Here is a 23,749-nt window from a genome sequence, read left to right on the forward strand (position 1 = left end):
GGCGAAATGGTTTCACAGGAAAGCAAAACGTCATCGCGTGGTAGCGATCGGACCGATGGATCGGGCAACGGATCGGAGCGCAAACGCGCGCGCAAATCGCGCCCGCTGGACGAAACGAGCTTGCGCGATCTGGCGCTTTCCTATGTCGCGCGTTTTGCCACCACCGGGGCCAAGCTTGAAGGATATCTTGCCCGCAAGCTGCGCGAACGCGGGATTGCTGAGGATGCCGATGGCCGGGTGCGCGAAATCGATGTCACCGGCATTGTCACCCGCTTCATCGAACTGGGTTACATCGATGATGATGCCTATGCCCGCAGCAAGTCGCGCGATCTGACGGCACGCGGATACGGTGCGCGCCGGGTCGAGCAGGCGCTTTGGGCGGCGGGTGTGGAGGAGGGCGTGCGCGCCGATCACACGCCCGGAGAAGCCGACAGCCGCCGTGCGGCGATCCTGCTTGCGAAAAAGCGCCGCTTCGGCCCCTACGCCCCCGAAGCCGATCCCGACGAAGCGCCCGAGGCACGGCACAAGCGGCGCGAAAAACAGGTTGCCGCGATGCTGCGTGCAGGCCACTTGTACGAACACGTGGCCTTTGTCCTCGAAGCCGCCACCCCCGAAGATCTCGATGAATGGCTGATCGAAGCCGAAGACGAAGAAGAAACCGCAAAGGAAGCTGGTTCATGGTAAGACTGACCGCCCCGATTGCCGCCCTGTTTGCCGTTCTGGGGCTGGCCGCCTGTTCCGCCAATGGCGCTGCGCAGGAAGCGCCGGTTGCTCCCCCCGAAACGCAGGCCGCTGCCGTCCACCCCGAATCCGGGCTGGAACTGATCGATGTCACCGTGCTCAGCGGGGACAAGCGCCATGTTTTCGTGACCGAAGTCGCGGCATCGAACGCGGCGCAGCAACGCGGCATGATGTTCCGCACGCAAATGGGCGATGACGAGGGGATGATTTTCCCCTCCTACGTCCCGCAGATGCGCAGTTTCTGGATGAAGAACACGCCGCTGCCGCTCGACATCATCTTCATCGGAGAGGACAATCGCATCATCAATATCGGTGATGGCGTGCCCTATTCCACCGCCAGCGTCGCATCCGACGGCCCGGCCATCGCCGTGTTCGAGATCCGCGGCGGATTGTCGGCGGAACTGGGGATCAAGCCGGGCGATCTGGTCGAATGGAAACTGCCCGAAGGCGCGGCGCCCTGATCTTTGCGCGCCCCATCCGGGGCGCGGTATCCTCGGCCCTGTTGGGCCTGCGGGCGCGTAGTCGCGCTTGCGGTCCGCTTCGCGGTCCGGCTTCAGCGCGAGAGTGCTGCCCGTTGGTCTCGTTCTTAAGCCGGGCGTGCATAAAACCGGCATTCCATCGAACTCTCCGTCTTGGCGCTCCGCTCCAATTCGGCTAACGGCTCGGCCCATGGGAATCCTCGGCAAAATCTTCACCTGGTGGGACGGTGCGACGCTTGGCACGCATTGGTGGTCCACCCGCGTCGGCGGCGAACATGTCGGCACCGATGCGCAGGGCAACAAATACTATCGCGCCAAGGGGCGCGGCGGACCCAACACCGGCTCCTACACGCAAAAGGAACGCCGCTGGGTGATCTACAACGGCCCTAACGATTCCAGCCGCGTGCCGAGTGAATGGCACGGCTGGCTGCACGGCTCGTTCGACGATGTACCGGAAAGCTTTCTGCCTCCGCCCAAGATCTGGGAAGCCGACTACACGCCCAACCTCACCGGCACGGCGCAGGCATATCGTCCGCAAGGCGCGCTTGAGCGTGGCGGCAAGCGTGCCGCGGCTGATGGCGATTACGAAGCCTGGAGCCCGGAGGGCTAGGCCCGGAGTCGCGATGCGCGTTCCAGCGGTCTTCCTTTCCGCCATCGCGGTTCTGGTTCTCTCCGGTTGCGAGCAGGAGACGGACGGCGAAAGCGAAAGCGTCACCGTGCCGGTCGAAGCAGCGGGTGCAACAGACGCGGCGGAGCCTTCGACTCCGCTCGAAGTCGGCCAGTCGACCCCGATGGCCGAACGCGTTGCGACCATCGGACTGCTGAACAAGCGCAACAATGTCACCAAGGATTTCGAGCTGCGCCCCGGCGAAAGCGTCGAAGACGGGCCGGTGATCCTGACGCTTGCCGCTTGCGAGCGCACCGCGCCGTTCGAAATGCCGCAGGAAACCGGCGCATTCGTGCAGGTTGACGTGCGCGAACGCGGCGATGATGAACACACCCGCGTCTTTTCCGGCTGGCTGTTCAAGGAGAACCCCAGCCTCAACGTGGTCGAGCACCCGATCTACGACGTCTGGGTCAAGAATTGCGCAATGGCGTTTCCGGGCGACGAATAACCCGTTCCGGCAGCGAATTCGCGATAGGCCGCGTCCAGCCACATGTGTGGTTTGCCCCGCGCCTGATGCAGCAGCACCAGATAATCGGCCTGCGGCATTTCCACCGCGCCCATGGTTGCCAGATGATCGGTCATGAACTGGCAGTCGAGCAGGGTGTAACCGGCCTTTTTGAGGATCGCCACGAGCCAGCACAGCGCGACCTTGCTGGCGTCGGTCGAATGGCTGAACATGCTTTCCCCGCAAAACACCTGATCGAAGGCGACACCATACAGGCCACCCACCAGCAGGCGTTTGCCCTGCGTTTCGATCCAGCATTCGATCGAATGGGCATGGCCGGCACGGTGCAGCGCCGAATAGCTGGCGACGATCCTTTCGCTGATCCAGCTTTCGGGATGGCCGGGGCGCGGCGCGGCGCAGGCGCGGATCACGTCCTCGAACGCTTCGTCCATGGTCACTTTGAACTTGTCGGCGCGCAGCACCTTGCGCAGCGATTTGGAGACATGCAGCCCGTCCAGCGGGATGATCGCCCTGTCGCGCGGTTCGACCCAGAAGATGTCCTGATCCTCGCGCGAATCCGCCATCGGAAAAATCCCGCTGCGATAGGCGAGCAGCAGGGTCTCAATCGGAATCGGGGATCGCAGCGGCGAATGCATGACGTGCGCAGCCATACCAGCGCCTTGCGCCAAGGCTAGGCAGGATGCGACAGGCGGTGGCGTAAATTCGCCCGCGACAAGGTGGCACTTGCGTGTTGCGTATTGCGATGGGGCGCTATAAAGGGCGCGTTCCCTGCAGGGGTGTAGCTCAGCTGGTAGAGCATCGGTCTCCAAAACCGAGGGCCACGGGTTCGAATCCTGTCACCCCTGCCATTTCATTCATTTTTGGTCTTACGCACGCCCATCCGGGCGCGCGTCCTCGCTAGACGGCCTTCGCTCGCGCTGCGGCCCCGCTGCGGGCGGGCGGTCGCCCTTGCGGTTGCTGCGCAACCGTATCCAGCGACCGCCATTGGCTTTTCCTCAGTACTCCTCCGGCTCTTCCGGCGTTTCCGCGTGGTAATCCTTGCCCGCGGTCTTTTCGCCCCGCGCCAACTTGAACACCACGCCCGAAAGCAGCGCCAGCGCCAGCAGGTTGGGCAAAGCCATCGCCGCATTGGAGATGTCGCCCAGACGCCAGACCAGCTGCGAAGGCTGGGTCGCGCCGACGAAGATCGCCACGCACCAGATCACCCGCCAGATGATGTGCAGGATCTTCTCCCCGCCGCGCGTCGAACCCGGCACCCGGTCATAGATGAAGGTGATCGCGCGTTCGCCGTAATAGCTCCACGTCAGCAGCGTGGTGAACACGAACAGGATCAGCGCGATGCTGACCACCAGCGTGCCCAGCGGGATGCCCGCGATCAGCGTCGGGAAGGCCGCGCTGTAGGCGGCGATGGTGGTCGCCACGCCCGCCGTTTCGACGGTGCTGAGGTCCGATTGCCAGACGTGCTTCACCGCTTCGCCGCCGCCGGTGAAATCGCCCTGCACGGTCAGGATCACCAGCGCCGTCATCGTGCAGATCACGATGGTGTCGATGAAGGTGCCCAGCATCGCCATGCGGCCCTGCTGTTCGGGATCATCGGTCTGTGCGACCGCGTGCGCGATCGGGGTCGAACCCTGGCCTGCCTCGTTCGAGAACAGGCCGCGTGCGACGCCTGCACGGATCGCGATGATGATCGCTGCGCCGACAAAGCCACCTTCTGCCGCCTGATTGTTGAACGCGCCCGCGAAAATCCGCGAGAAGGTTTCAGGCAGGTCGCCCGCGTTCAGGATCAGCGCGATGATCGCCATCACGATGTAAGCGCCCGCCATGAACGGCACGACCTTTTCCGCGACATTGCCGATCGACTTGATGCCGCCGATGATCACCACGAACACCGCGATGGCGACGATCAGGCCGCCGATCCAGCGTTCGATGCCGAACAGTTCGTTGAGGCCGGTGGCGACTTCGTTGGCCTGGATCGAGTTGCCCGTCACCAGCGCGGAAAACAGCGTGCCGATACAGAAGATGATCGCCAGCCAGGTGTATTTCGGACCGAGGCCCATCATGATGTAGCTCATCGGGCCGCCGCGCTTCACCCCGTCGGAGGTTGTTTCGCGGTAACGGATCGCGAGGCTTCCTTCGGCAAAGGCCAGCGCCATGCCGATCAGCGCCGTGATCCACATCCAGAACACCGCACCCGGACCACCCCATGCGATCGCGAATGCGACGCCGGCGAGGTTGCCGGTGCCCACCTGTCCGGAAAGCGCGGTCGACAGCGCGGCAAAGGGCGAGATTTCGCCTGCGCCTTCACCCTTGCGGCCCGCGAACAGGCCCTTGATCGCGGCACCGAACTTGACGATCGGATAGAAACGCAGGCCGATCATCATCCACAGGCCGATCCCCAGAAGGATCACTGTCATCGGCGGAACCGGTATTCCGGCCACTTCGAGGATCTGCTCCCCGCGCCATTCACCACCCCAGATGAAATCCGATACGTTGACGACCTCATCGACGATTGTCGTCGATCCAGCTTCTGCTGCAGCCATGTGTGGCTATCCCCTTGTGCTTGTCCCCGAAGGCGGGCCGGATGTCCCGTACCCGCTAAAGAAGCGCGCACGCTAGAGGCGCGGATCGCCGTTGACTAGCCCTGAAACCCGTCTTGGCGCTTGCTTTCCCGCCCCTCGCGCCATATTAGCCACTTGCATTCCGACATCGGTAAGACTCGCAGCCCATCCGTGACCTTGTCCCGGACGGCGACGGACCCTACCTGAAAGCCGGATCGAAACATCACTACCACGCGAAGGCGACAGGCACCCAAATGGCCGAAGACAAACAGCGCAAGACATCGGTTCCCGAATTCGTGAACCAGGTTCGCACCGAAACCGGGAAGGTCGTGTGGCCGACCCGTCAGGAAACCGTGCGCACCGCGATTTTCGTGTTCATCTTCATGGTGATCCTCGCGCTGTTCTTCCTCGGGGTGGACAGCCTGTTCAACTTCGTCGTCAACTTCCTTCTCTCGCTCGCATAAGCGCGCCCAAGTCCAAGGACCAACCATGTCACGCTGGTACATCATCCACGCCTATTCCGGGTTCGAAAACAAGGTGAAGGAAGCGATCCTCGCCGAGGCCGAGCGTCTGGGCCTGTCCGAAGGTGTCGAGGAAATCGAAGTCCCCACCGAAACCGTGACCGAAGTGAAGCGCGGCAAGAAGGTTCAGGTCGAACGCAAGTTCATGCCCGGCTACGTTCTCGCCAAGCTGCGGATGAACGACGATATCTATCACCTCGTCAAGAACACCCCCAAGGTGACGGGCTTCCTCGGCAACAACAACAAGCCGCAGCCGATCAGCGAACGCGAAGCCGCGCGCTATTTCGGCGGCGTCGAAGAAGCCAAGGCCGCGCCCAAGAAGGACATCAGCGTCGATTACGAAATCGGTGACAGCGTCAAGGTGCTTGACGGCCCATTCGCCAGCTTCAACGGCGTGGTCGAGGAACTCGATTTCGACAAGGCCAAGGTCAAGGTCTCGGTTTCGATCTTCGGCCGTGCAACCCCGGTCGAACTCGATTTCGAACAGGTCGAACTGGTCAAGTAAGATGGGGCGAGGCGGGATCACCACCCGCCCCGGCATCTGCAATCGCAAGAAACGTTTTGCCACGCGTGAAGAGGCAGAACGGGTGGCAGCCGCCGCGCCGTTCACTCTGCGCGCCTACAAATGCGCGCTGTGCAAACGCTTTCACCTCACCAGCCGGACAAAGGGGATGAAACTCCCGGCGAGCGAACGCCCTGCTGCCCGGCGTAATCACCAGTGATCGCTGGAATTGCTCCAAGCGCCTGATATGAAAGCGCCGGGGGGCATGATGAGCAGCGCGCAGACACCGCCGGAAAAACCATCGCAGCAGCAGATTGCCGCGCTCACCGGCAGTTTTCGCGCCGGACACCATGCCGAGGCGCTGGAACTGGCACGCACTCTGGCATCCCGATTTCCGTCGTCGCTTGCGGCTTGGAACATTCGCGGGGCCGCTGCCCGTGCGCTCGGATCGCTGGACGAGGCGGAGGCCAGCTTTCGCCAGCTTGAAACGCTCGACCCCGGTTTTGCCGGTGCGCCATACAATCTCGGGCTGACCTTGCAGGATCATGGCCGCAATGAAGAAGCCGTAGCCGCCTATCGCCGTGCGCTGGCGCTGGACCCGCAACTGGCGCAGGCGCACAACAATCTGGGCAATCTGCTGACGAGATTGGGTGAACTCGATGCCGCCATTGCCCATCTGGAAACAGCGCGCGGCCTGCGTCCCGACCTGCCCGAAATCCATAACAGCCTCGGCAATGCATTGAAGCGCGCGGGTCGGTTCGATGATGCGCTAGCCGCCTATCTCGCCGCGCTGAAAACCTCCCCCCGCTTTGCCAAGGCGCTCTACAATGCCGGGGTTCTGTGGATGGAGCGCGGCGAAACCGACGACGCCATCGCCGCATTTCGGAAGTCTTTGGCAGTGGAGCCCGGCAATGAGCTGGCCCGGCTTCAACTCGCATACCTGCTGGCGCAGGATTGCGACTGGGACGGGCTGGATGCGATGTCCGGGAATGTCTGCGATCTGGGAGTGACCACGAACGGCGTTCCGCCGTGGCCGCTGCTCGCGCTGGAGGATTCGCCGGAGCGGCAATTACAGCGCGCGCGCAGCTGGGGGCGGCGGATATTCGGTGAGCCGCAGCCAGCGCCACTGCCTGCCCGTCCCAAGGCAAGGCCAGAGCGGCTGAGGATCGGCTATTTCAGTGCCGACTACCATGATCACCCCGGCGCCCGGCTGCTGAACGGCATGATCCGTCACCATGATCGCGACCGGTTCGAAGCCCTCGCCTTCAGCTATGGCCCGCGCCGCAACGATCCGTATCGCCGCGACGCAGAGGCGATCTTTGACGGGTTTCACGACGTGCTCGATCATTCCGATGCCCAGATCATCGAGCTGGCGAGGTCGCTCGATCTTCACATCGCGATTGATCGTCAGGGGTACACCGTCGATTCGCGCACCCGCTTGTTCAGGCATCGGCTCGCGCCCGTGCACGTCGGCTATCTCGGATATCCTTCGACGCGGGGGGTCGATTTTGTCGAATATCTGGTTGCCGATCCCGTCGTGGTGCCAGCGGCCCAGCGGGCGCATTATTCCGAATCCCTCATCAGCCTGCCGTACACCTACATGCCGTGTGACAATCGCCTGCCGATCGCTCCCGATGGCCCCGCACGGGCAGACCATGGCCTGCCAGAACATGGCTTTGTGTTCTGCTGCTTCAACGCGACCTACAAGATCACCCGGCGCGAATTCGAAATCTGGATGCGTTTGCTGGAGCAGGTGGAAGGCAGCGTCTTGTGGCTGTTCCGTTCAACCCCGGCGGTGATGCGAAACCTGCGCAGCCATGCCGCACATCTGGGAATAGACCCTGACCGGCTGGTGTTTGCCGATCGCGTTCCGGCAGAGCAGCATCTTGAGCGGCACCGCCACGCCGATCTGTTTCTCGATACCTTCTGCATGAATGCCCACACCACCACGGTCGACGCGCTGTGGGCGCATTTGCCGGCGATCACGCGGGTGGGGGAGCAGCTTGCGGCGCGGGTGGCGGCCAGCCTGCTGTATGCCATGAAACTGCCTGAACTCGTCACGCACACGGATGCCGAGTATGAGGCGCTGGCGCTTGAGCTTGCAACCGATCCGGCGCGGCTGGCCGCGGTTCGGGCGAAGCTTGCCGCCAACCGACTTGCCTCGCCATTGTTCGATACGCAGGCCTATACCCGCCATTTCGAAGCGGGGATGGATATGGCTTACGACCGGTTCCTGGCCGGATTGCCGCCCGCCGATATCGTCATTCCGGCCTAGGGGAAGGCCGTTTTCCTACTCTCACCGCGCGCGCTATTCCCGGTGCTTCGGCTGATTGCCGGTAACGCCTGGAAAGCGCCAGAATGGAAAGTCACACCCGTCACCCCTTCGCATCGCCCGCAAGGCCGCGCAAAACCGCGGAATTTGCGGTTGGGGGCAATGGGCGGAATATTTTTAAAACCGGGGGGCAGTGTCATCTTTCAACCGGCCCGCAAAGGCGAATCGGTGCTTGCACTTCGCGGGCAAATCGGTATGTGGCGCGCTTCTGCTCGTTGAGGGCAGGAATCCGTGCGGGAGGCTTTCGGAAGAATGCCGTTGGACCGCTTAACATGAGCCGCAATCGAAAGAGGGCGGCAAAAGTGCGAAAGGAGGCCAGTCATGGCCAAGAAGATTGAAGGCTATATCAAGCTGCAGGTGCCTGCGGGCACTGCAAACCCTTCACCCCCGATCGGCCCGGCTCTGGGTCAGCGCGGTGTGAACATCATGGAATTCTGCAAGGCGTTCAACGCCGCGACCGACAGCCTTGAAAAGGGCATGCCGATCCCGACGACGATCACCGTCTATGCCGACCGTTCGTTCACCTTCGTCACCAAGACTCCGCCGGCCAGCTTCCTGATCAAGAAGGCTGCCAAGCTGAAGTCGGGTTCGAAGGAACCGGGCAAGGTTTCCGCCGGAACCATCAAGCGTTCGCAGCTGGCTGAAATCGCCGAAACCAAGATGGCCGATCTCAACGCCAACGACATCGAAATGGCAACCCGCATCATCGAAGGCTCCGCGCGTTCGATGGGCCTCGACGTGGTGGAGGGCTAAGGATCATGGCAAAGCTTACCAAGAAGCAGAAGGCTCTCGCCGGTCTTGACCGTGAAAAGCTGTACACCGTTGACGAAGCGCTGAACGTCCTGCGCGAGTACAAGAGCAAGTTCGACGAAACCGTCGAAGTCGCGATGAACCTCGGCGTCGATCCGCGTCACGCTGACCAGATGGTGCGCGGCATGGTGTCGCTGCCTTCGGGTACCGGCAAGGAAGTCAAGGTTGCGGTCTTTGCGCGCGGCGAAAACGCTGAAAAGGCGCTGGCTGCCGGTGCCGACAAGGTCGGTGCTGAAGACCTCATGGAAGACATGCTGGCCGGCAACCTCGATTACGATCGCGTGATCGCATCGCCCGACATGATGGGTGTGGTCGGCCGCCTCGGCAAGACGCTCGGCCCCAAGGGCCTGATGCCGAACCCGAAGCTGGGCACCGTCACTCCGAACGTGGCGCAGGCCGTCAAGGACGCCAAGGGCGGCCAGGTCGAATTCCGCGTCGAGAAGATGGGCATCATCCACTCGGGCATCGGCAAGCTGTCGTTCAAGGACGAAGACCTGAAGGCCAACTTCAAGGCGCTGACCGAAGCTGTGGTGAAGGCCAAGCCGTCGGGCGCCAAGGGCAAGTACGTGCGCAAGGTCTCGCTGACCTCGAGCATGGGCCCGGGTCTCAAGATCGACGTGGCGGAAGTCGAAGGCGCGTAATTCGCGACGAGGGCGCGCCGAAAAACCGGCACGTCCGGCTTCTCGACGAAACGACAATCGGGGTCGGCAGCTTGCGCTGTCGGCCCCTTGTCTTTGGCGGTGCGAATGCGCATCTTGACTTGGCTGGTCCTGATGCTCGCGCCCTCTCCCCTATTCGGGGCGTGGCATCTTCCCTGAAGGAGAAACGATGCTCGATCCCAAGTGGTATGTCATCGCTGCAGCCGTCGCGGCTGTTGCGCTACTGGCCAATTTCGATCTGACTTTCGGCCTGATTGCAGCGGGCCTTCTCGCCCTCATCCTGCTCGCATGGGTGGCGCTTTCCCTGTGGCTCGCCCCTGAAAGCGGCGAGCCTGATTCCGAGCGGAGCGCGCTTGAGGAGAGATTTCGCCGGCTGTCGGCAAATCGCCGGCTCGCCCAGACCAAGGAACTAGGTTTCGTGGACAAAGGGTATCCAGAGTTTGACTGAGGCGAGCGCGACGAAGCCGAGGTAGGATTCCTTGGTTTTGTCGTATCGGGTCGCAACGCGCCGCCAGTTCTTGAGTTTGTTGAACAGGCGCTCGATCAGGTTGCGCCATTTGTATTTGGCGCGGTCGTGCGGGACGGGGTTGCGCCGGTTGACCTTGGCCGGGATCACCGCCTCGGCGCCTGCGGCCTCGATTTCCTCGCGGATCGCATCGGCATCGTATCCCCGATCAGCCAGGAAGGCCTCGATCCGGTCGGTTTTCATGCGGAACAGCGGAGCGAAGCCCTGCACATCGTGCGCTTGCCCCGGTGTCAGCACGAAGCCGAGTGGTAGGCCTCTGGCATCGCACCTGGCGTGGAGCTTGGTGGTGAAGCCGCCGCGCGATCGGCCAAGCGCCTCGGTTTGTTGAGTCCCCTTTTTATGCCGACGGCACAATGATGTGCCCGGACCACGGTGCTATCGATCATGTCGGCGGCTGTGTCGCGCCCCGCCAGCTCCGCCAGCGTCTCGAGCATGGCATCAAACACGCCCGTCATGACCCATCGTCGATAGCGCCGGAAGACGCTGTTCCACTTGCCATACTCGTCCGGCAGGTGACGCCACTGCGCTCCGGTCCGCGCGATCCACATCATGCCTTCGAAATAGGGACGGTTATCCTGTGCCGGTCGGCATCCGCGACCTTGCTCAGGCGGCAGAAGCGGCCCGATCACTTCCCATTCTTCGTCCGTAACACCGATCCGCTCGCCCAAGGCTGCCTCCAAAAGACAGCCTTGAATCAAGGTCCGAGTCCCTAGTCAAGCTTTGTCCACGAAACCTAACCGCGAAGGGCGGATCGGACGCGGGATAAGGCGCCCGAACGCTCGGCCAGCGCCTTGGCGGTGCTGATCGCGCCGTCGAAAGTGCTACGCGCACCCAGCAATGCGCGATTGGCCGCGGTGGGTGCAAGCAGCAGGAAGCTGGCGCAATCCACGCTGTCGGTTCCGAACATCTCCTTGTGCGCACCTTCGCCTTCGGTGAAGTCGAACCAGGCAAACCGTTCCTCCGCGAACAGCCGCTCAAGCGCTTCGAGCTGGAGCACCGTGCCGGGTGACAGCCGCGCATGATCCGGATCGTAGCCAAGGTGCGCGTAAACGAGCGTCTCGCCTTCGACGGGCAGTGACAGATAGGCGATCGGTGTTTCGCCCAGCTTCAGCAGGAAACACCGCATCCGGTCGGCTTCCGCAAGCTCCAGCATGGCCGCACGCGCTTCGGGTGCATCTGGAAGCCCGGCGTCGAGCAGCCGCGCCTGATAGGTGCGCGCCGACAATGGCAGCGCCGCGTCGATGAAGGCCGCCACCTCTTGCGGGGTGCGGTGTTCGGTGATGGTGTAATCACCCGCTTCCTTGGCCAGCTTGCGCGACTTGCGCCGCAAGGTCGAACGGGTCTTGGCCGAAAAGCAGTTGAGATAGTCGTCGAAACTGCGGCCCGTCATCGCGATGTAATGGCGGCGATAATCCTGCCTTCCTCCCGCAAGATGATGCGGAAAGCACGCCGCGATTGCTTCAATGCCGTCTTGCGGAGCCGACAGCACCCGCAGCCCGTCGCGCCCCGGAGCGGGCGGATCGAACCGGGGTTGCGACGCGATGAGTTGCTCCAGGGAGAAACTCCATGTGGCAAGATCGCGCCCCACGGACAGCAGCCGCCGTGATCCGATCGTAAAGTCGATCGACCCACTCGCCATTACAGCGCGCCGTAAAGCGTATTGGAAACCAGCTGTTCGGCGTAGCGAAGGCCGGTGCGCACGGGGCTCGCCGGGAGAGGCGAACTGTTTGCCTCGGACGGAGCGACTTGCGGAGGATCATCACGGAAATTGCCGGTGGTGATGCCTTTCATCCCTGCAAGCGTGCGGCATAATCCTTCGAACCGGCGACGCACGATCCGGTTGACCGCGAGCTTGCGCCGGTTGATCAATTCGAAGCTGTGCGTGACCAGCGTGAAGGTGCAGCGCCCGTTATCGCGGGCATGGCGGATCGCCGCCTCCATTTCTGCCAGCGTCAGCGCGGTGATCTGCGCGTGGCGCTGTCCGCCGCTCAGCGTGCCGATGCTGCCGACCGGAACCTCTATCACCCCGAGATGCCGCACAGGATCGAGCACGTCGCTGCCAAGGCTGATCCGCGCCGCCCCGCTCGGCAGCGCCGGACAATGGCTGGTGTCGTATTCGAGCCCCAGCTGCGCGAGGGCGCGCAGGGTGTTGTCATCCGCGCCATAGTTGCCGGCGCGAAACGCCACCGGGCGCGACGCACCCGCCGCCATCAGCGTGTCGCGTGCGTATTCGAGTATCCGGCATTGCTCCTCGAACGGGAAATCGAACAGGTTCTTGCCGGTGCGTTTCGAAGCCAGCGGATTGTCCGCGCCGGCCAGTTCGAGCCATTCGGTATGGCAATGCAGTTGCACGTCCTGCCCGGCGTCGAGGATCGGTTTGAGAATGTCCTCGATCGAGGCCACTCCCCACACCAGCGCGGCCATCGGATCGACGAAGAAAACCGCATTGATGCCATGTCGTTCGAACAATTTGAGCTTGTGCGTGATGCCTGCCGGACCTTCGGGTGTGATCCCGCCGATTGAGCGCGCGAAATTGTCCATCCGATCCTGATTGGACAGGTCGGTGACCAGACCCGATGAATACTCGGTATCAATCGTGATGAATACGCGCGTCATTGCGCCTTCCGCCATAGGGCAGAAGGGTTAAAAGCCGGTTTTGAAACGATTAGCGGCCCTTGGAGAGACCCGCGCCGTTCAGATGCCGCCCGGCGTGAAGTCGTGTCCGTTGGTGGCGAGGCCATCGCTGAGGCTGTCGACACAGCTCCGCAGGTCCTCCTCGCTGGTGGAACGGATGACGAAATTCGCGCCGACCCGGCCTTCGCGGAAGAAGGGGTAAGAGCCGATCTGGCAATTCTCGTGCGCCTCCTCGACTTCGCGCAGCAGGTTGGCGACTTCGCTTTCGGCGACCCAGCAGCCGATCGTTTCGGACAACAGCGGCGCTCCGCCCTCCAACTCGCCCGTCAGCGCATCGAGCATGCCGGCGGTGATGTGGGGCACACCCGCCATCAGGATCACATTGCCCCGCCGGATGCCGGGCGCCCCCGACATGCGATTGGGGATCAGGTCGGCCCCTTCGGGCACGCGCGCCATGCGCAGGCGCCCTTCGTTGAGGCCGCCCTTGTTCGCGTAGTAACGTTCCAGCAGCGCGCGCGCTTCGGGATGGATCACGACCGGTACGCCCAGCGCTTCGGCCACGGCATCGACGGTAATGTCGTCATGCGTCGGCCCGATGCCGCCGGTGGTGAAGAGGTAATCATAGGCTTCGCGCAAGGCATTGACCGCCGCGACGATCCGTTCCTGCACATCGGGCACCACGCGCACTTCGGCAAGGCGGATGCCCTGCACCTGAAGCCATGATGCGACCTGCGCGATGTTCTTGTCATGGGTGCGGCCGGAGAGGATTTCATCGCCGATGATGACGAGGCCGGCGGTCCAGATTTTGTCGGGGGCGTTCATGGGTTTTTGGTTAGGGCAGACCCGGTGCAGCCTCAAGCGTGAACCTTGTCGCAATGTGCGATTTCGGTTGGTTGCGGCGGCAAGGGCAGTTGCCTGCCCCTGCCTGAGCGAGACGCTACTCAGCCGCTTCGAGCTGCTCCTCTGGCCGCTGCGCATTGGCGCCCGCCCGGCGGAAGGCAAGGATACCGTCGTCCACCGGATCGCTCGCCATCAGCTTGCGATCGACCACATATTCCTGATTGAGCCGCCACGGATAGTTCACCCCGTTCCTCGGCTGAATGTGCTTGGCGCGCTGGATGTAGCCGCTGGAGAAATCGTAGATGTCGTCTTCTTCGATTTGCGCTTCCATTTCCGGGGTCAGCACCGGCACCACCGTGTCGATATTGCGGGCGCGCATTTCGTTGAGCACGCGGCAGACGTAATCGGAATTGATGTCCGCGCGCAGGGTCCAGCTGGCGTTGAGGTAACCGAACACCACCGCCAGATTGGGCAGGTTCGAGAACATGCAGCCCTTGTAATAGAACCGCTTGGCGAAATCGACCGCTTCGCCATCGACGCTGACGGCGATCTTGCCTGCTACCGCCATTTTCAGGCCCGTCGCGGTGACGATGATGTCGGCTTCGATCAATTCACCCGATTTGAGGCGGATGCCCTTGGCTTCGAACGCTTCGATATGGCCGGTGACGATGCTCGCCTTGCCCGCGTTGATCGCGTTGAACATGTCCGCATCGGGGACGAGGCAGAGACGCTGCTCCCACGGATTGTAGGGCGGGGTGAAGGCTTCTTTGTCGTAATCCTTGCCCATCGCCTTTTCGAGGCCCTTGCGCAGGTTCCCCTTGACCTTCTCGGGCTTGTTGCGAGCCACCTTGAAGGTGAAGTCCTGCATCCAGATGTTCTTCGCGCGGGTGATCTTGTAGGCCAGCGTTTCGGGCAGGATCTTGCGCAGGAAATTGGCAAAGCCGTCCTTGGCCGGGCGCGAGACCATCCATGTCGGCGTGCGTTGAAGCATCGTCACGTGCGCGGCCTTGCCGGCCATTGACGGGACGATCGTCACCGCCGTCGCGCCCGATCCGATCACCACCACTTTCTTGCCCGCGTAATCCAGATCCTCGGGCCAGAACTGCGGGTGCACGACCTGCCCTTCGAACGCGCCTAGCTGGAAACCCGGATCGTACGGCTCGTCGTAATCGTAATAGCCTGATCCCAGATAGATGAAGTTCGCGGTGAGATGCGAACGGGTGCCGTCCTCGGCTTCCATCTCGACGTGCCAGCGTGCCTCGTCCGAGCGGAAATCGGCTGAAATCACCTTTTGGCCGAACCGGATGTGGCGGCGAATGTCGCGTTCATCGACGATGCGGTTGAGGTATTCGAGGATGGCGGGCGCATCGGCGATGCTCTTTTCATGCCGCCACGGTTCGAAATCGAAACCCAGCGTGTGCATGTCGCTGTCCGACCGGATGCCGGGATAGCGGAACAGATCCCACGTCCCGCCGAGGTTTTCGCGCCGCTCTACAATGGCGAAGCTGTGGCCGGGGGCTTTCATCCGCATATGCGCGGCCATGCCGATACCCGAAATGCCTGCGCCGACGATCAGCACATCAAAGTCTGGAGCTGTAGCTAACATTGGGCCTCTCTCTTCCCGTGTTGGCGGCAATGTAAACACACGTCGTCGCCAAAAGCGAGTCTTGATGGCAATTTGAAACTGACTTTGTGCGCCGGAATGGCTAGTGTCGCGCACACCATGATGATTGCATTCCGGTTTGCCGTTTCCAGCCTTGCCCTTTCGCTTGCCACTGCCGCCTTCGCACAGGAAGAAGCGGTATCTGACGGCAGCGAGGACGAGATCATCGTAACCGGCGAAGGGCTGGAGCCGCCGCTTTCGGGCATCGTCTATTCGACCACCACGATCGAGCCTGAACAGATCACTTCGAGCGGTTCGGGCCGGATCGAGGATGTGCTGTCCAATGTCGCGGGCTTTCAGCAATTCCGCCGTTCGGACAGCCGATCATCGAACCCCAGCGCGCAAGGGGTGACGCTGCGCGCATTGGGTGGGAACGCGACCAGCCGCGCTCTGGTGTTGCTCGACGGGGTGCCAATTGCCGATCCGTTCTTCGGATATATTCCGTTGTCCTCGATTGCTCCTGAAACGCTCGGGCGCATCCGGGTTACGCGTGGCGGCGGATCGGGGCCGTTCGGAGCGGGCGCTCTAGCAGGGACGATCGAGTTGGAAAGCGCAGGCCCGGCCGCGCTCGGCCCGGTTTCAGCCAGCCTGCTGGCGAACGACCGCGAGGAGACCGAGGCGAGCGGCACCATATCGCGGCGGCTGGGCAGCGGTTTTGCCACTGTCAGCGGGCGCTGGGACCGGGGCGACGGGTTCTTCACCACTCCCGCATCCGATCGCGTGCCCGCAAGCGCGCGCGCGGCCTTCGAAAGCTGGTCGGTGGGCTTGCGCGGGGTCGCCCCGATCAGCCCCGATGTCGAACTGCAGGCGCGCGTCGGCCTGTTCGACGATGCGCGCACCTTGCGCTTTGACGGAGCGGATTCCACCAGCGAGGGGCAGGATGCGAGCCTGCGGATCATCGGGCGGGGCGAATGGAAATTCGATGCGCTCGCCTATGTCCAGGCACGCAATTTCTCCAATGTCGTGATCAGTTCCACCCGCTTCACCCGCGTGCTCGATCAACGCAACACGCCGTCAACCGGGCTGGGCGGCAAGATCGAGGTCCGTCCGCCGATTGCCGAAGGGCATGATGTCCGCATCGGGGTGGATTATCGCCGCGCCGACGGGGAGTTGCAGGAAGAGGCCTATAGCGCGTTCAGCGGGCTGCTGACCGAACGCCGCCGGGCTGGTGGCAATACAAGCAATCTGGGATTCTTCATCGAGGATGACTGGGAAATCGGGCCGCTGGTGCTGACGGGTGGGCTGCGCGCCGATCATACCAGTATCGATGACGGCTTTTTCCGCGCGATCAACGCGCAAGGCGGTTTGGTGAGCGAGTTGATCGCAGCCGACCGTTCCGACTGGGCGGTCAGCTGGCGCGCCGGGGCATCGTTCTATGCCACCCGCCGGCTGGATTTGCGGGCGGCGGCCTACACCGGATTGCGGCTTCCCACGCTGAACGAGCTTTACCGGCCCTTCGTGGTGTTCCCGGTGGTGACGCAGGCCAATGCCGCACTGGAAAACGAGCGGCTCGAAGGGTTCGAGATCGGTCTCAATTGGCAGCCGGTCAATGAGCTGGTGGTTTCGGTAACGGCCTTCGATAATGAGGTCGAGAACGCGATCGCCAATGTCACTCTCGCGCCGAACCTTCGCCAGCGGCAGAACCTGCCTGCGATCGAGGCACGCGGGATCGAGGGCGCGCTGGCGCTGGCGCTGGGTGATGTCAGCTTCGATGCTTCGCTCGCCTATACCGATGCGCGCATTGCGGGCGAAGGCCCCTCGCTGGCGCTTGATGGCAACCGGCCTCCGCAGACGCCCGAATTCTCCGCTTCCGCAACTCTGGCCTGGCAACCGAGCGAGCGCCTGCGCCTTGCTGCAACGCTGCGGCACGTCGGAGCGCAGTTCGAAGACGATCAGGAAACAGACAGTCTGCCTGCGGCCACCACGCTGGACCTGTTCGCCCAGGCGCCGATTGCTGGGCGGCTTTCGCTTGTGGCGCGAGCCGAAAACCTGCTCGATGAAACGATAGTCACCCGCAATTCGGGCGGCAGCATCGACCTTGGCGTGCCACGGACAGTCTGGCTGGGTTTGCGCTACGGGTTTTGATGCGCTGCAACAAAATTAGCAGAGTCGGGCCGGGTGCGGAACTATGCTGCGCTGCAGCAGGAAATGTTGCATTTTTGCTACTGTCGTCAACAACCTCTCGCTGACTCTTGGCATTGGGAAATGCGCTGGTAATCTGCGGAATTGGAGAGCCCGATTGGCGATTTACCAATCGGTAAGTGGAGAGGAAAATCTATGACACGTAAGCTTGCAGCTTATGCTGCCGGCCTTCTGGCCTGCAGTTCGTTCACTGCGCCCGCCTTTGCGCAGGCGAACGCCCCGATCGCAGCCCCCGATGAAGATGATGGCGTCATCATCGTTACCGCGACCCGGCGCGCTCAGGACGTTCAGGACATTCCGCTGGCTGTGACGGCAATCGCGCCGCAACAGCTCGAAGCGCAACGTGTTGTCAACATTCAGCAAATCGCAGCTCTCGCGCCCAGTTTCACCGCCAGCCAGGCGCAGCTAGCCTCGGGTTCGGTGGTGCTGCGCGTCCGCGGTATCGGTACAACTTCGAACAACATCGGGTTTGAAAGCGCGGTCGGTATCTTCATTGATGGTGCCTACCAATCGCGTCCCGGTGTCGCATTGAGCGAGTTTGTCGATGTCGAACGGGTCGAGGTTCTTCGTGGGCCGCAAGGTACACTTTTCGGCCGGAACACTTCTGCGGGCGCGCTCAATATCACTAATGTCCGCCCGGATCTTGATGAATTCGGTGGCTTCGTGAATGCCGAATACGGCAATTTTGATGAATTGAGCCTGCAGGGTGCGGTCAATGTCCCACTGGTGCAGGACACTGTGGCGCTGCGCGTTACGGGGGCCTATCGCAAGCGTGATGGCTTCCTGACGGTGGTTGATCGCGATGGTACGGATATCGGTGACACTAATGATGTCGATCAGTGGCTGGTTCGCGGCCAGATCGGCTGGGACACTGAAAGCGGACTGCGAGGCCGCATCATCGCCGACTATTCGAAGAGCAAGTCGAGCTGCTGCGGAGCGATCGAGCTTTGGCAGTCGCCGCTGGTTACCGGTGGAGCCTATGCCGCTGTCGGTCTTGGCTTGAACGGCGGAAATGGCCAGCCATTGGTTGCGACCAATCGTGATGATCAGGCCACTTTCGAACGCACGATGGACAACCGCACGGTATCGGCCAATTACGCACCCATCGCCGACGTGGACAATTACGGCGTGACTGGCGAATTCGAATTCCCGGTGTCGGATAATGCAGACCTGATCTTCATCGGATCCTATCGCAAATACGAGAGCTTTGAAAACTACGACTCCGATTTTACCGGGCTCGACATTTTCAACGTGCCTGCTCTCAATCTGGAAATCGACACATGGACAGCCGAACTGCGTCTGCAGGGCGAAACCATGGGTGGCAGGCTCAACTACATGGTAGGCGGCTTCTACTCCGACGAGCAGCTAGATCAATCGGCATCGTTCCGTCTGGGCGAGGATTTTGGCGAGAATGTCGGTGCGCTGTTGTTCGTTCCGACCGGCGGCGCTCTTGGGCCGAACCCGTTGACAGTTTTTACCGGAGTTGATCCGGCTGGAACCACCAACACCAACCGTTTCCAGCAAGACGCGAAGAGTTATGCGATCTTCACGCATAATTCGCTCGAAATTGTTGACGGGCTCGAGCTGACTTTGGGTGCCCGGTATTCCTGGGAGGAAAAGTCGGGCAGTTTCGACCAGTTGGCCGTTAACAACCAAATCTGTCCGGCAACACTGGGTGCGATTGGTGCAGGTGCTGTTCCGGGCGCGCTGGTTCCATCCTTCATCGGGCTTGGCTGCTTCGGCTTCACTGCACCCGCAGATCTGCCGCAAGCCGCCGCATTGCCGCTGGTTCGCACCTTTCAGTCTGATTTCGATGACGAAGAGCTGATCTACACCATTAAGCTCGGTTACGAATTCAGCCCGTTCGTGACCAGCTACGCAAGCTTCACCCACGGGTACAAGGCGGGCGGCATCAACCTCGATACTACCGCGGCAGTGGCTGGAGCAGATCCTACCTTCCTTTCGGAAGAAGTCGATGCGTGGGAACTTGGCGTGAAAGGCCGGACCCCGGACGGCTCGGTTACGGTGAACATTGCTGCGTTCTATGAAAAATTCAGCAACTTCCAGGTGCTCGAATTTACCGGGACGGCATTCGCCACGTTCAACGTTCCCAAGGCACGGACGCGCGGGGTTGAGATCGAAAGCCTCATCCGTCCCACTGACGAATTGACACTCAATCTGGCCGCAACCTTCCTGAAGGCGGATTATCCAGAAGATTGCGCTGGCACTCAGACTTCGGTTCAGGTGCTCGCGCTTTGCGGTAACGAGCTGACCAACGCGCCGCAGATTGTCGCGCTGGCAGGGGCGATGTGGGAAAAGCCGATCAACGACTCGACTGAATTCTTCGTGTCCGGTCAGGTTCGCATGGAGGCTGATCAGCGCACCTCGACTCAGGCTATCATTCTGCCTGGTGCTGCAGAAATCGCAGCCAATGGCGGGTTGCAGCAGGCGATTGACGCGGCACCGCCGATCATCGCCGATATTCAGGATGGCAAGGCCTTTGTGAACATGCGCGCGGGTCTGCGCTTTGCTGACGGTCGCTATGCGATTGAAGGCTGGGTCAACAACCTGACTGATGAAGTGGTGCGCGGGGTTACCTTCAACACCACGCTGCGCGGTTCGGGCGCTGCCAACTCGCGTTCGGCCTTCACCCTTCCGCCGCGCCAGTACGGCGTGACGCTGCGCGCCAAGTTCTAAGCGTCAGCGCAGAACCAAAAAAGGGCGGCTCGGGAAACCGGGCCGCCCTTTTTGTTTTAAAAGTTTAAGTTTGGGTAGGCCTCTATGGGCCTGCCCATTCACATACTTCTGGCGATCAGCATCTTCATGACTTCGTTCGACCCGCCGAAAATGCGGGTGATGCGTGCGTCGCGATACATCTTGGCGATCGGGTATTCGTTGATGTAGCCCGCGCCGCCGTGCAGCTGCAGGCACTTGTCGACGACTTCGCTCTGCAGCTCCGTCACCCAGTATTTCGCCATGGCAGCCGTCGCCACGTCCAGCTCGCCCTTGAGCAGCTTGGCGATGCAGTCGTTCACGAAAATGCGCGCCGCCGTGCCGCGCGCCTTCAGGTCGGCGAGCACGAATTGCGTATTCTGGAAATCCCAGATCGTCTGGCCGAACGCCTTGCGTGATTTGACGTATTCGATCGTCGTGTCGAGCGCCTTTTCGATCCCGGTGGCCGCTCCCATCGCAATCACGAGACGTTCCTGCGCAAGCTCGCCCATCAGCTGATAGAAGCCCTTGCCTTCGACCCCGCCCAGAATGTTTTCCGCGGGCACGAACACATTGTCGAAGAACAATTCCGAAGTGTCCGCCGCGTCGAGCCCGATCTTGTCGAGCTTTTTGCCGCGCTGGAACCCTTCGGCGCCTTCCGTTTCGAGCAGCATCAGCGAAATGCCCTTTGCCCGTTCGTTAGGATCGGTCTTGGCGACGACGACGATGAAATCGGCGGTCTGTCCGTTGGAGATATAGGTCTTGGCCCCGTTGATGCGGTAGCCGTTGCCGTCCTTGAGAGCGGTGGTGGTGATCGACTGGAGGTCAGAGCCCACGCCCGGCTCGGTCATCGCAATTGCGCTGACGAGCTCGCCGGTGACGAGTTTGGGCAGGTATTTCTGCTTCTGCTCTTCGGTGCCGTGGCGAACCAGATAGGGCAGGATGATGGTGTTGTGCAGGCTCGCGGCAAAGCCGTCGACGCCATGCTTGGCCTGCTGGTCGATCACGACGATGTCGTGCCGGAAGTCGCCGCCATGGCCGCCATATTCGGTCGGTACCGAAACGCCCAGTAGGCCAGCCGCCCCGGCCTCGCGCCAGAACTCACGCTCAACCTGGCCTTCGTCGCGCCATTTCTGGACGCGCTTTTCCGGGGCGTGTTGCTGATAGAATTTGCCCACTGCATCGGCGAAGATCGCAATTTCTTCGTCTTGCATGAATTCGGGCTGAGGCACGTCGATGACGGGCATGGTGTCTTCCTCTCTCGTTTAATCCCAAGAAGCTACGCCCGTGCCACCGATACGGAGGCAAGGGCGCGGCCAAAAATCCGGTTACTTGCCCTTCCAGTTGGGAGCACGCTTTTCGGCAAAGGCGGCTGCGCCTTCGCGTGCGTCTTCCGATACGAACACCGGCGCGATCAGCTGCGCCTGCTTCTTGTAACGGTCTTCCATCGCCCAGCCGCGCGATTCCTTCATCACCTGCTTCGAAACGCGCACGGCAAGCGGGCCGTTGGCAGCGATGCGCGCGGCCAGTTCCTTTGCCCCTTCCAGCGCCGAACCTTCGGTAACGGTGTTGATCAGGCCCAGTTCGTAGGCGCGCTTGGCATCAATGAAATCGCCCGTCAGCGCCAGCTCCATCGCGATGCGCTCAGGGATCTGGTCAGGCAGCATCATCACCCCGCCGGCTGCGGCGACGAGGCCGCGCTTGGCTTCGGGGATGCCGAATTTCGCGCCAGCATTGGCCACCACCAGATCGCAGGCGATCATAAGTTCAAGCCCGCCCGCAAGAGCGTATCCTTCGACCGCCGCGATCAGCGGCTTGGCCGGGGGTGCCTGCACCACGCCGCCAAAGCCGCGCCCTTCCACAGTGGGGCTTTCGCCGCGCAGGAAGCCTTTGAGGTCCATGCCCGAACAAAAGGTGCCGCCCGCACCCGTCAGGATACCGACGCGCAGATCGTCTTCGCTGTCGAGCCGGTCCATCGCCGCCGCGATCCCCTCTGCCGCCGCCTTGGTCATGGCGTTTTTGGCTTCGGGGCGATTGATCGTGACGATCAGCACGCCGTTGTCGACTTCGGTCAGGACTTCTGGTGTATCGGACAAAGCTTCTCTCCCTGAATTTTTAGCCCTAGCTAATTTGAGATTGCGAAATGCAACTGAATTCTTGTGCGAGTGGTGCAGTCGGCTTACGGAAACGTCAACCGCAATTTCGATAGATCGAGAGAGGAAATCATGGCTGAGGCATATATCATCGACGCAGTCCGCACCCCGCGCGGTATCGGCAAGCAGGGCAAGGGCGCGCTGGCGGCGGAGCATCCGCAACATCTGGCCGCCACCGTCCTTCGGGCGATTGCCGAGCGCAACAAGCTCGACACCTCAACCGTCGACGACGTGATCTGGTCGGTTTCGACGCAGGACGGGATGCAGGCAGGCGACATGGGCCGGATGGCCGCGCTTGATGCCGGCTATGACATCACCTCTTCGGGCACCACGCTCGATCGCTTCTGCGGCGGCGGGATCACTTCGGTGAACCTTGCAGCGGCACAGATCATGAGCGGCATGGAAGATTGCATCGTCGCCGGCGGTACCGAGATGATGAGCCTGACCGCAGCCATGTCGAAGGAAAAGATGCAGGCCGGAATCAAGCCGCCGATGATGGGCAGCTACAACGAGCGGCTGCAAAAGGTGCACCCGCAATCGCATCAGGGCATTTGCGGCGACGCCATCGCCACGATCGAAGGCTTCACCCGCGAAGAGCTGGATGAAGTCGGCTATCGCTCGCAGCAGCGCGCCGCCGAAGCCATCAGCGAAGGCCGCTTTGCCAAATCGGTTGTTCCGGTGGTGGCCGATGACGGCACCGTGATCCTCGATCATGACGAATATCCGCGCCCGCAAACGACGATGGAAGACCTCGCCAAGCTGGAGCCGGCATTCACCAAGATCGCGGACGTGCCGCTGGATGCCAAGGGCACGACTTTCCGCGGGCTGATCAATCAGAAGTATCCCGATGTCGAGATCCAGCATTTCCACCATGCCGGGAACAGCTCGGGCGTGGTTGACGGCGCGGCTGCGGTGCTGGTGTGCAGCAAGGCCTATGCCCAGAAGCACGGGCTGAAGCCGCGTGCGCGCATCGTCCAGACCGCCAACATGGGCGATGATCCCACACTGATGCTTAACGCTCCGGTACCCGCCGCGAAGAAGGTGCTGGAAAAGGCCGGAATGTCGCTCGACGACATCGACCTGTTCGAAATCAACGAGGCATTCGCCGTGGTCGCCGCCAAGTTCGTGCGCGATCTCGGCCTCAGCTGGGACAAGGTCAACGTCAACGGTGGTTCGATTGCCCTTGGTCACCCGATCGGCGCGACGGGTTCGATCCTGATCGGCACCATCATCGACGAACTGGAGCGCCGCGATCTCAAGACCGGCCTCGTAACCATGTGTGCAGCGGGCGGCATGGCCCCGGCGATTATCGTCGAACGCGTGGACGATTTCGTCGACTGA

The 23,749-nt window shown here is 61.9% G+C and carries 22 protein-coding genes, 1 tRNA gene and 1 pseudogene; 15 read left to right on the forward strand and 9 right to left on the reverse strand.

Features of this window, described 5'->3' with window-relative positions; genetic code table 11:
* Positions 1-6: 6 nt before the first annotated feature.
* The 4 genes from AABA34_RS04400 (at position 7) to AABA34_RS04415 (ending at position 2,335) form a co-directional block, all read left to right on the forward strand.
* Positions 7-684, forward strand: coding sequence for a regulatory protein RecX (locus tag AABA34_RS04400; protein ID WP_338304058.1), 678 nt, complete (start codon positions 7-9; stop codon positions 682-684).
* Positions 678-1,202: a DUF192 domain-containing protein gene (locus tag AABA34_RS04405; RefSeq protein WP_338304059.1), complete on the forward strand. Its 525-nt coding sequence runs from the start codon at positions 678-680 to the stop codon at positions 1,200-1,202. Before AABA34_RS04400 ends, AABA34_RS04405 begins: the two co-directional genes overlap by 7 nt.
* A 208-nt stretch (positions 1,203-1,410) precedes the next feature.
* The gene (locus AABA34_RS04410) at positions 1,411-1,830 is read left to right on the forward strand and encodes an NADH:ubiquinone oxidoreductase subunit NDUFA12 (protein WP_034956022.1); all 420 of its coding nucleotides are present in this window, start codon (positions 1,411-1,413) and stop codon (positions 1,828-1,830) included.
* 13 nt (positions 1,831-1,843) lie between these two features.
* Positions 1,844-2,335: a DUF2155 domain-containing protein gene (locus AABA34_RS04415; RefSeq protein WP_338304060.1), complete on the forward strand. Its 492-nt coding sequence runs from the start codon at positions 1,844-1,846 to the stop codon at positions 2,333-2,335.
* Here the strand turns inward: AABA34_RS04415 and aat are convergent.
* Positions 2,284-3,003 (reverse strand): leucyl/phenylalanyl-tRNA--protein transferase, encoded by a 720-nt coding sequence (gene aat / locus AABA34_RS04420; protein ID WP_445083757.1) that lies wholly within the window; start codon positions 3,001-3,003, stop codon positions 2,284-2,286. The two genes, AABA34_RS04415 and aat, sit on opposite strands and share 52 nt — an antisense overlap.
* 122 nt (positions 3,004-3,125) lie before the next feature.
* On the opposite strand from aat, the gene AABA34_RS04425 reads away from it, so the two are divergent.
* A tRNA-Trp gene (locus AABA34_RS04425) sits at positions 3,126-3,201 on the forward strand.
* A gap of 147 nt (positions 3,202-3,348) precedes the next feature.
* Here the strand turns inward: AABA34_RS04425 and AABA34_RS04430 are convergent.
* A complete protein-coding gene (locus AABA34_RS04430) occupies positions 3,349-4,896 on the reverse strand; it encodes an alanine/glycine:cation symporter family protein (RefSeq protein ID WP_034956020.1) in 1,548 nt (515 codons plus the stop codon).
* A 272-nt stretch (positions 4,897-5,168) separates the two neighbouring features.
* Between AABA34_RS04430 and secE the strand changes: the two genes are divergently transcribed.
* From secE to AABA34_RS04465, 7 genes are all read left to right on the forward strand, one after another.
* Positions 5,169-5,378, forward strand: a complete 210-nt coding sequence (gene secE, locus AABA34_RS04435; protein ID WP_034956019.1) for a preprotein translocase subunit SecE — start codon at positions 5,169-5,171, stop codon at positions 5,376-5,378.
* A gap of 25 nt (positions 5,379-5,403) precedes the next feature.
* Positions 5,404-5,940, forward strand: coding sequence for a transcription termination/antitermination protein NusG (nusG, locus tag AABA34_RS04440; RefSeq protein WP_034956018.1), 537 nt, complete (start codon positions 5,404-5,406; stop codon positions 5,938-5,940).
* 1 nt (position 5,941) lies between these two features.
* A complete protein-coding gene (locus AABA34_RS04445) occupies positions 5,942-6,157 on the forward strand; it encodes a hypothetical protein (RefSeq protein ID WP_445083758.1) in 216 nt (71 codons plus the stop codon).
* Positions 6,158-6,184: 27 nt separating this feature from the next.
* Positions 6,185-8,212 (forward strand): O-linked N-acetylglucosamine transferase, SPINDLY family protein, encoded by a 2,028-nt coding sequence (locus AABA34_RS04450; protein ID WP_338304061.1) that lies wholly within the window; start codon positions 6,185-6,187, stop codon positions 8,210-8,212.
* Positions 8,213-8,590: 378 nt separating this feature from the next.
* Complete coding sequence (gene rplK / locus AABA34_RS04455) at positions 8,591-9,022, forward strand: 50S ribosomal protein L11 (RefSeq protein WP_034956017.1); 432 nt, start codon at positions 8,591-8,593, stop codon at positions 9,020-9,022.
* Positions 9,023-9,027: 5 nt separating this feature from the next.
* Positions 9,028-9,720, forward strand: coding sequence for a 50S ribosomal protein L1 (gene rplA, locus AABA34_RS04460; protein ID WP_034956016.1), 693 nt, complete (start codon positions 9,028-9,030; stop codon positions 9,718-9,720).
* A 187-nt stretch (positions 9,721-9,907) separates the two neighbouring features.
* Positions 9,908-10,186, forward strand: a complete 279-nt coding sequence (locus tag AABA34_RS04465; protein ID WP_338304063.1) for a hypothetical protein — start codon at positions 9,908-9,910, stop codon at positions 10,184-10,186.
* Here AABA34_RS04465 and AABA34_RS04470 read toward each other — a convergent pair.
* The 5 genes and pseudogenes from AABA34_RS04470 to AABA34_RS04490 all read right to left on the reverse strand — a co-directional run bounded on the left by AABA34_RS04470 (position 10,148) and on the right by AABA34_RS04490 (position 15,344).
* Positions 10,148-10,893 (reverse strand): annotated as a pseudogene (locus tag AABA34_RS04470) (IS5 family transposase). The gene AABA34_RS04465 and the pseudogene AABA34_RS04470 sit on opposite strands and share 39 nt — an antisense overlap.
* 104 nt (positions 10,894-10,997) lie before the next feature.
* Positions 10,998-11,903, reverse strand: coding sequence for a GNAT family N-acetyltransferase (locus AABA34_RS04475; protein WP_338304064.1), 906 nt, complete (start codon positions 11,901-11,903; stop codon positions 10,998-11,000).
* Complete coding sequence (locus AABA34_RS04480; protein WP_338304065.1) at positions 11,903-12,880, reverse strand: polysaccharide deacetylase family protein; 978 nt, start codon at positions 12,878-12,880, stop codon at positions 11,903-11,905. Before AABA34_RS04480 ends, AABA34_RS04475 begins: the two co-directional genes overlap by 1 nt.
* 78 nt (positions 12,881-12,958) lie before the next feature.
* The gene (locus AABA34_RS04485) at positions 12,959-13,720 is read right to left on the reverse strand and encodes a competence/damage-inducible protein A (protein ID WP_034956011.1); all 762 of its coding nucleotides are present in this window, start codon (positions 13,718-13,720) and stop codon (positions 12,959-12,961) included.
* 115 nt (positions 13,721-13,835) lie between these two features.
* Positions 13,836-15,344, reverse strand: coding sequence for a flavin-containing monooxygenase (locus tag AABA34_RS04490; RefSeq protein WP_338304067.1), 1,509 nt, complete (start codon positions 15,342-15,344; stop codon positions 13,836-13,838).
* A 120-nt stretch (positions 15,345-15,464) separates the two neighbouring features.
* Here AABA34_RS04490 and AABA34_RS04495 point away from each other — a divergent pair, with 120 nt between their 5' ends.
* Together AABA34_RS04495 and AABA34_RS04500 are read left to right on the forward strand one after the other, a co-directional pair.
* Complete coding sequence (locus AABA34_RS04495; RefSeq protein WP_338304692.1) at positions 15,465-17,486, forward strand: TonB-dependent receptor plug domain-containing protein; 2,022 nt, start codon at positions 15,465-15,467, stop codon at positions 17,484-17,486.
* Positions 17,487-17,678: 192 nt separating this feature from the next.
* A complete protein-coding gene (locus AABA34_RS04500; RefSeq protein ID WP_338304069.1) occupies positions 17,679-20,240 on the forward strand; it encodes a TonB-dependent receptor in 2,562 nt (853 codons plus the stop codon).
* Between the two features lie 98 nt (positions 20,241-20,338).
* On the opposite strand, the gene AABA34_RS04505 is transcribed toward AABA34_RS04500, so the two are convergent.
* Together AABA34_RS04505 and AABA34_RS04510 are read right to left on the reverse strand one after the other, a co-directional pair.
* Complete coding sequence (locus AABA34_RS04505) at positions 20,339-21,502, reverse strand: acyl-CoA dehydrogenase family protein (protein ID WP_338304071.1); 1,164 nt, start codon at positions 21,500-21,502, stop codon at positions 20,339-20,341.
* 81 nt (positions 21,503-21,583) lie between these two features.
* Positions 21,584-22,351 (reverse strand): crotonase/enoyl-CoA hydratase family protein, encoded by a 768-nt coding sequence (locus tag AABA34_RS04510; RefSeq protein WP_338304073.1) that lies wholly within the window; start codon positions 22,349-22,351, stop codon positions 21,584-21,586.
* 129 nt (positions 22,352-22,480) lie between these two features.
* Here AABA34_RS04510 and AABA34_RS04515 point away from each other — a divergent pair, with 129 nt between their 5' ends.
* A complete protein-coding gene (locus tag AABA34_RS04515; RefSeq protein WP_338304075.1) occupies positions 22,481-23,749 on the forward strand; it encodes an acetyl-CoA C-acetyltransferase in 1,269 nt (422 codons plus the stop codon).

The organism is Erythrobacter sp. Dej080120_24 (assembly GCF_036322605.1).
Taxonomy (GTDB): domain Bacteria; phylum Pseudomonadota; class Alphaproteobacteria; order Sphingomonadales; family Sphingomonadaceae; genus Erythrobacter; species Erythrobacter aurantius.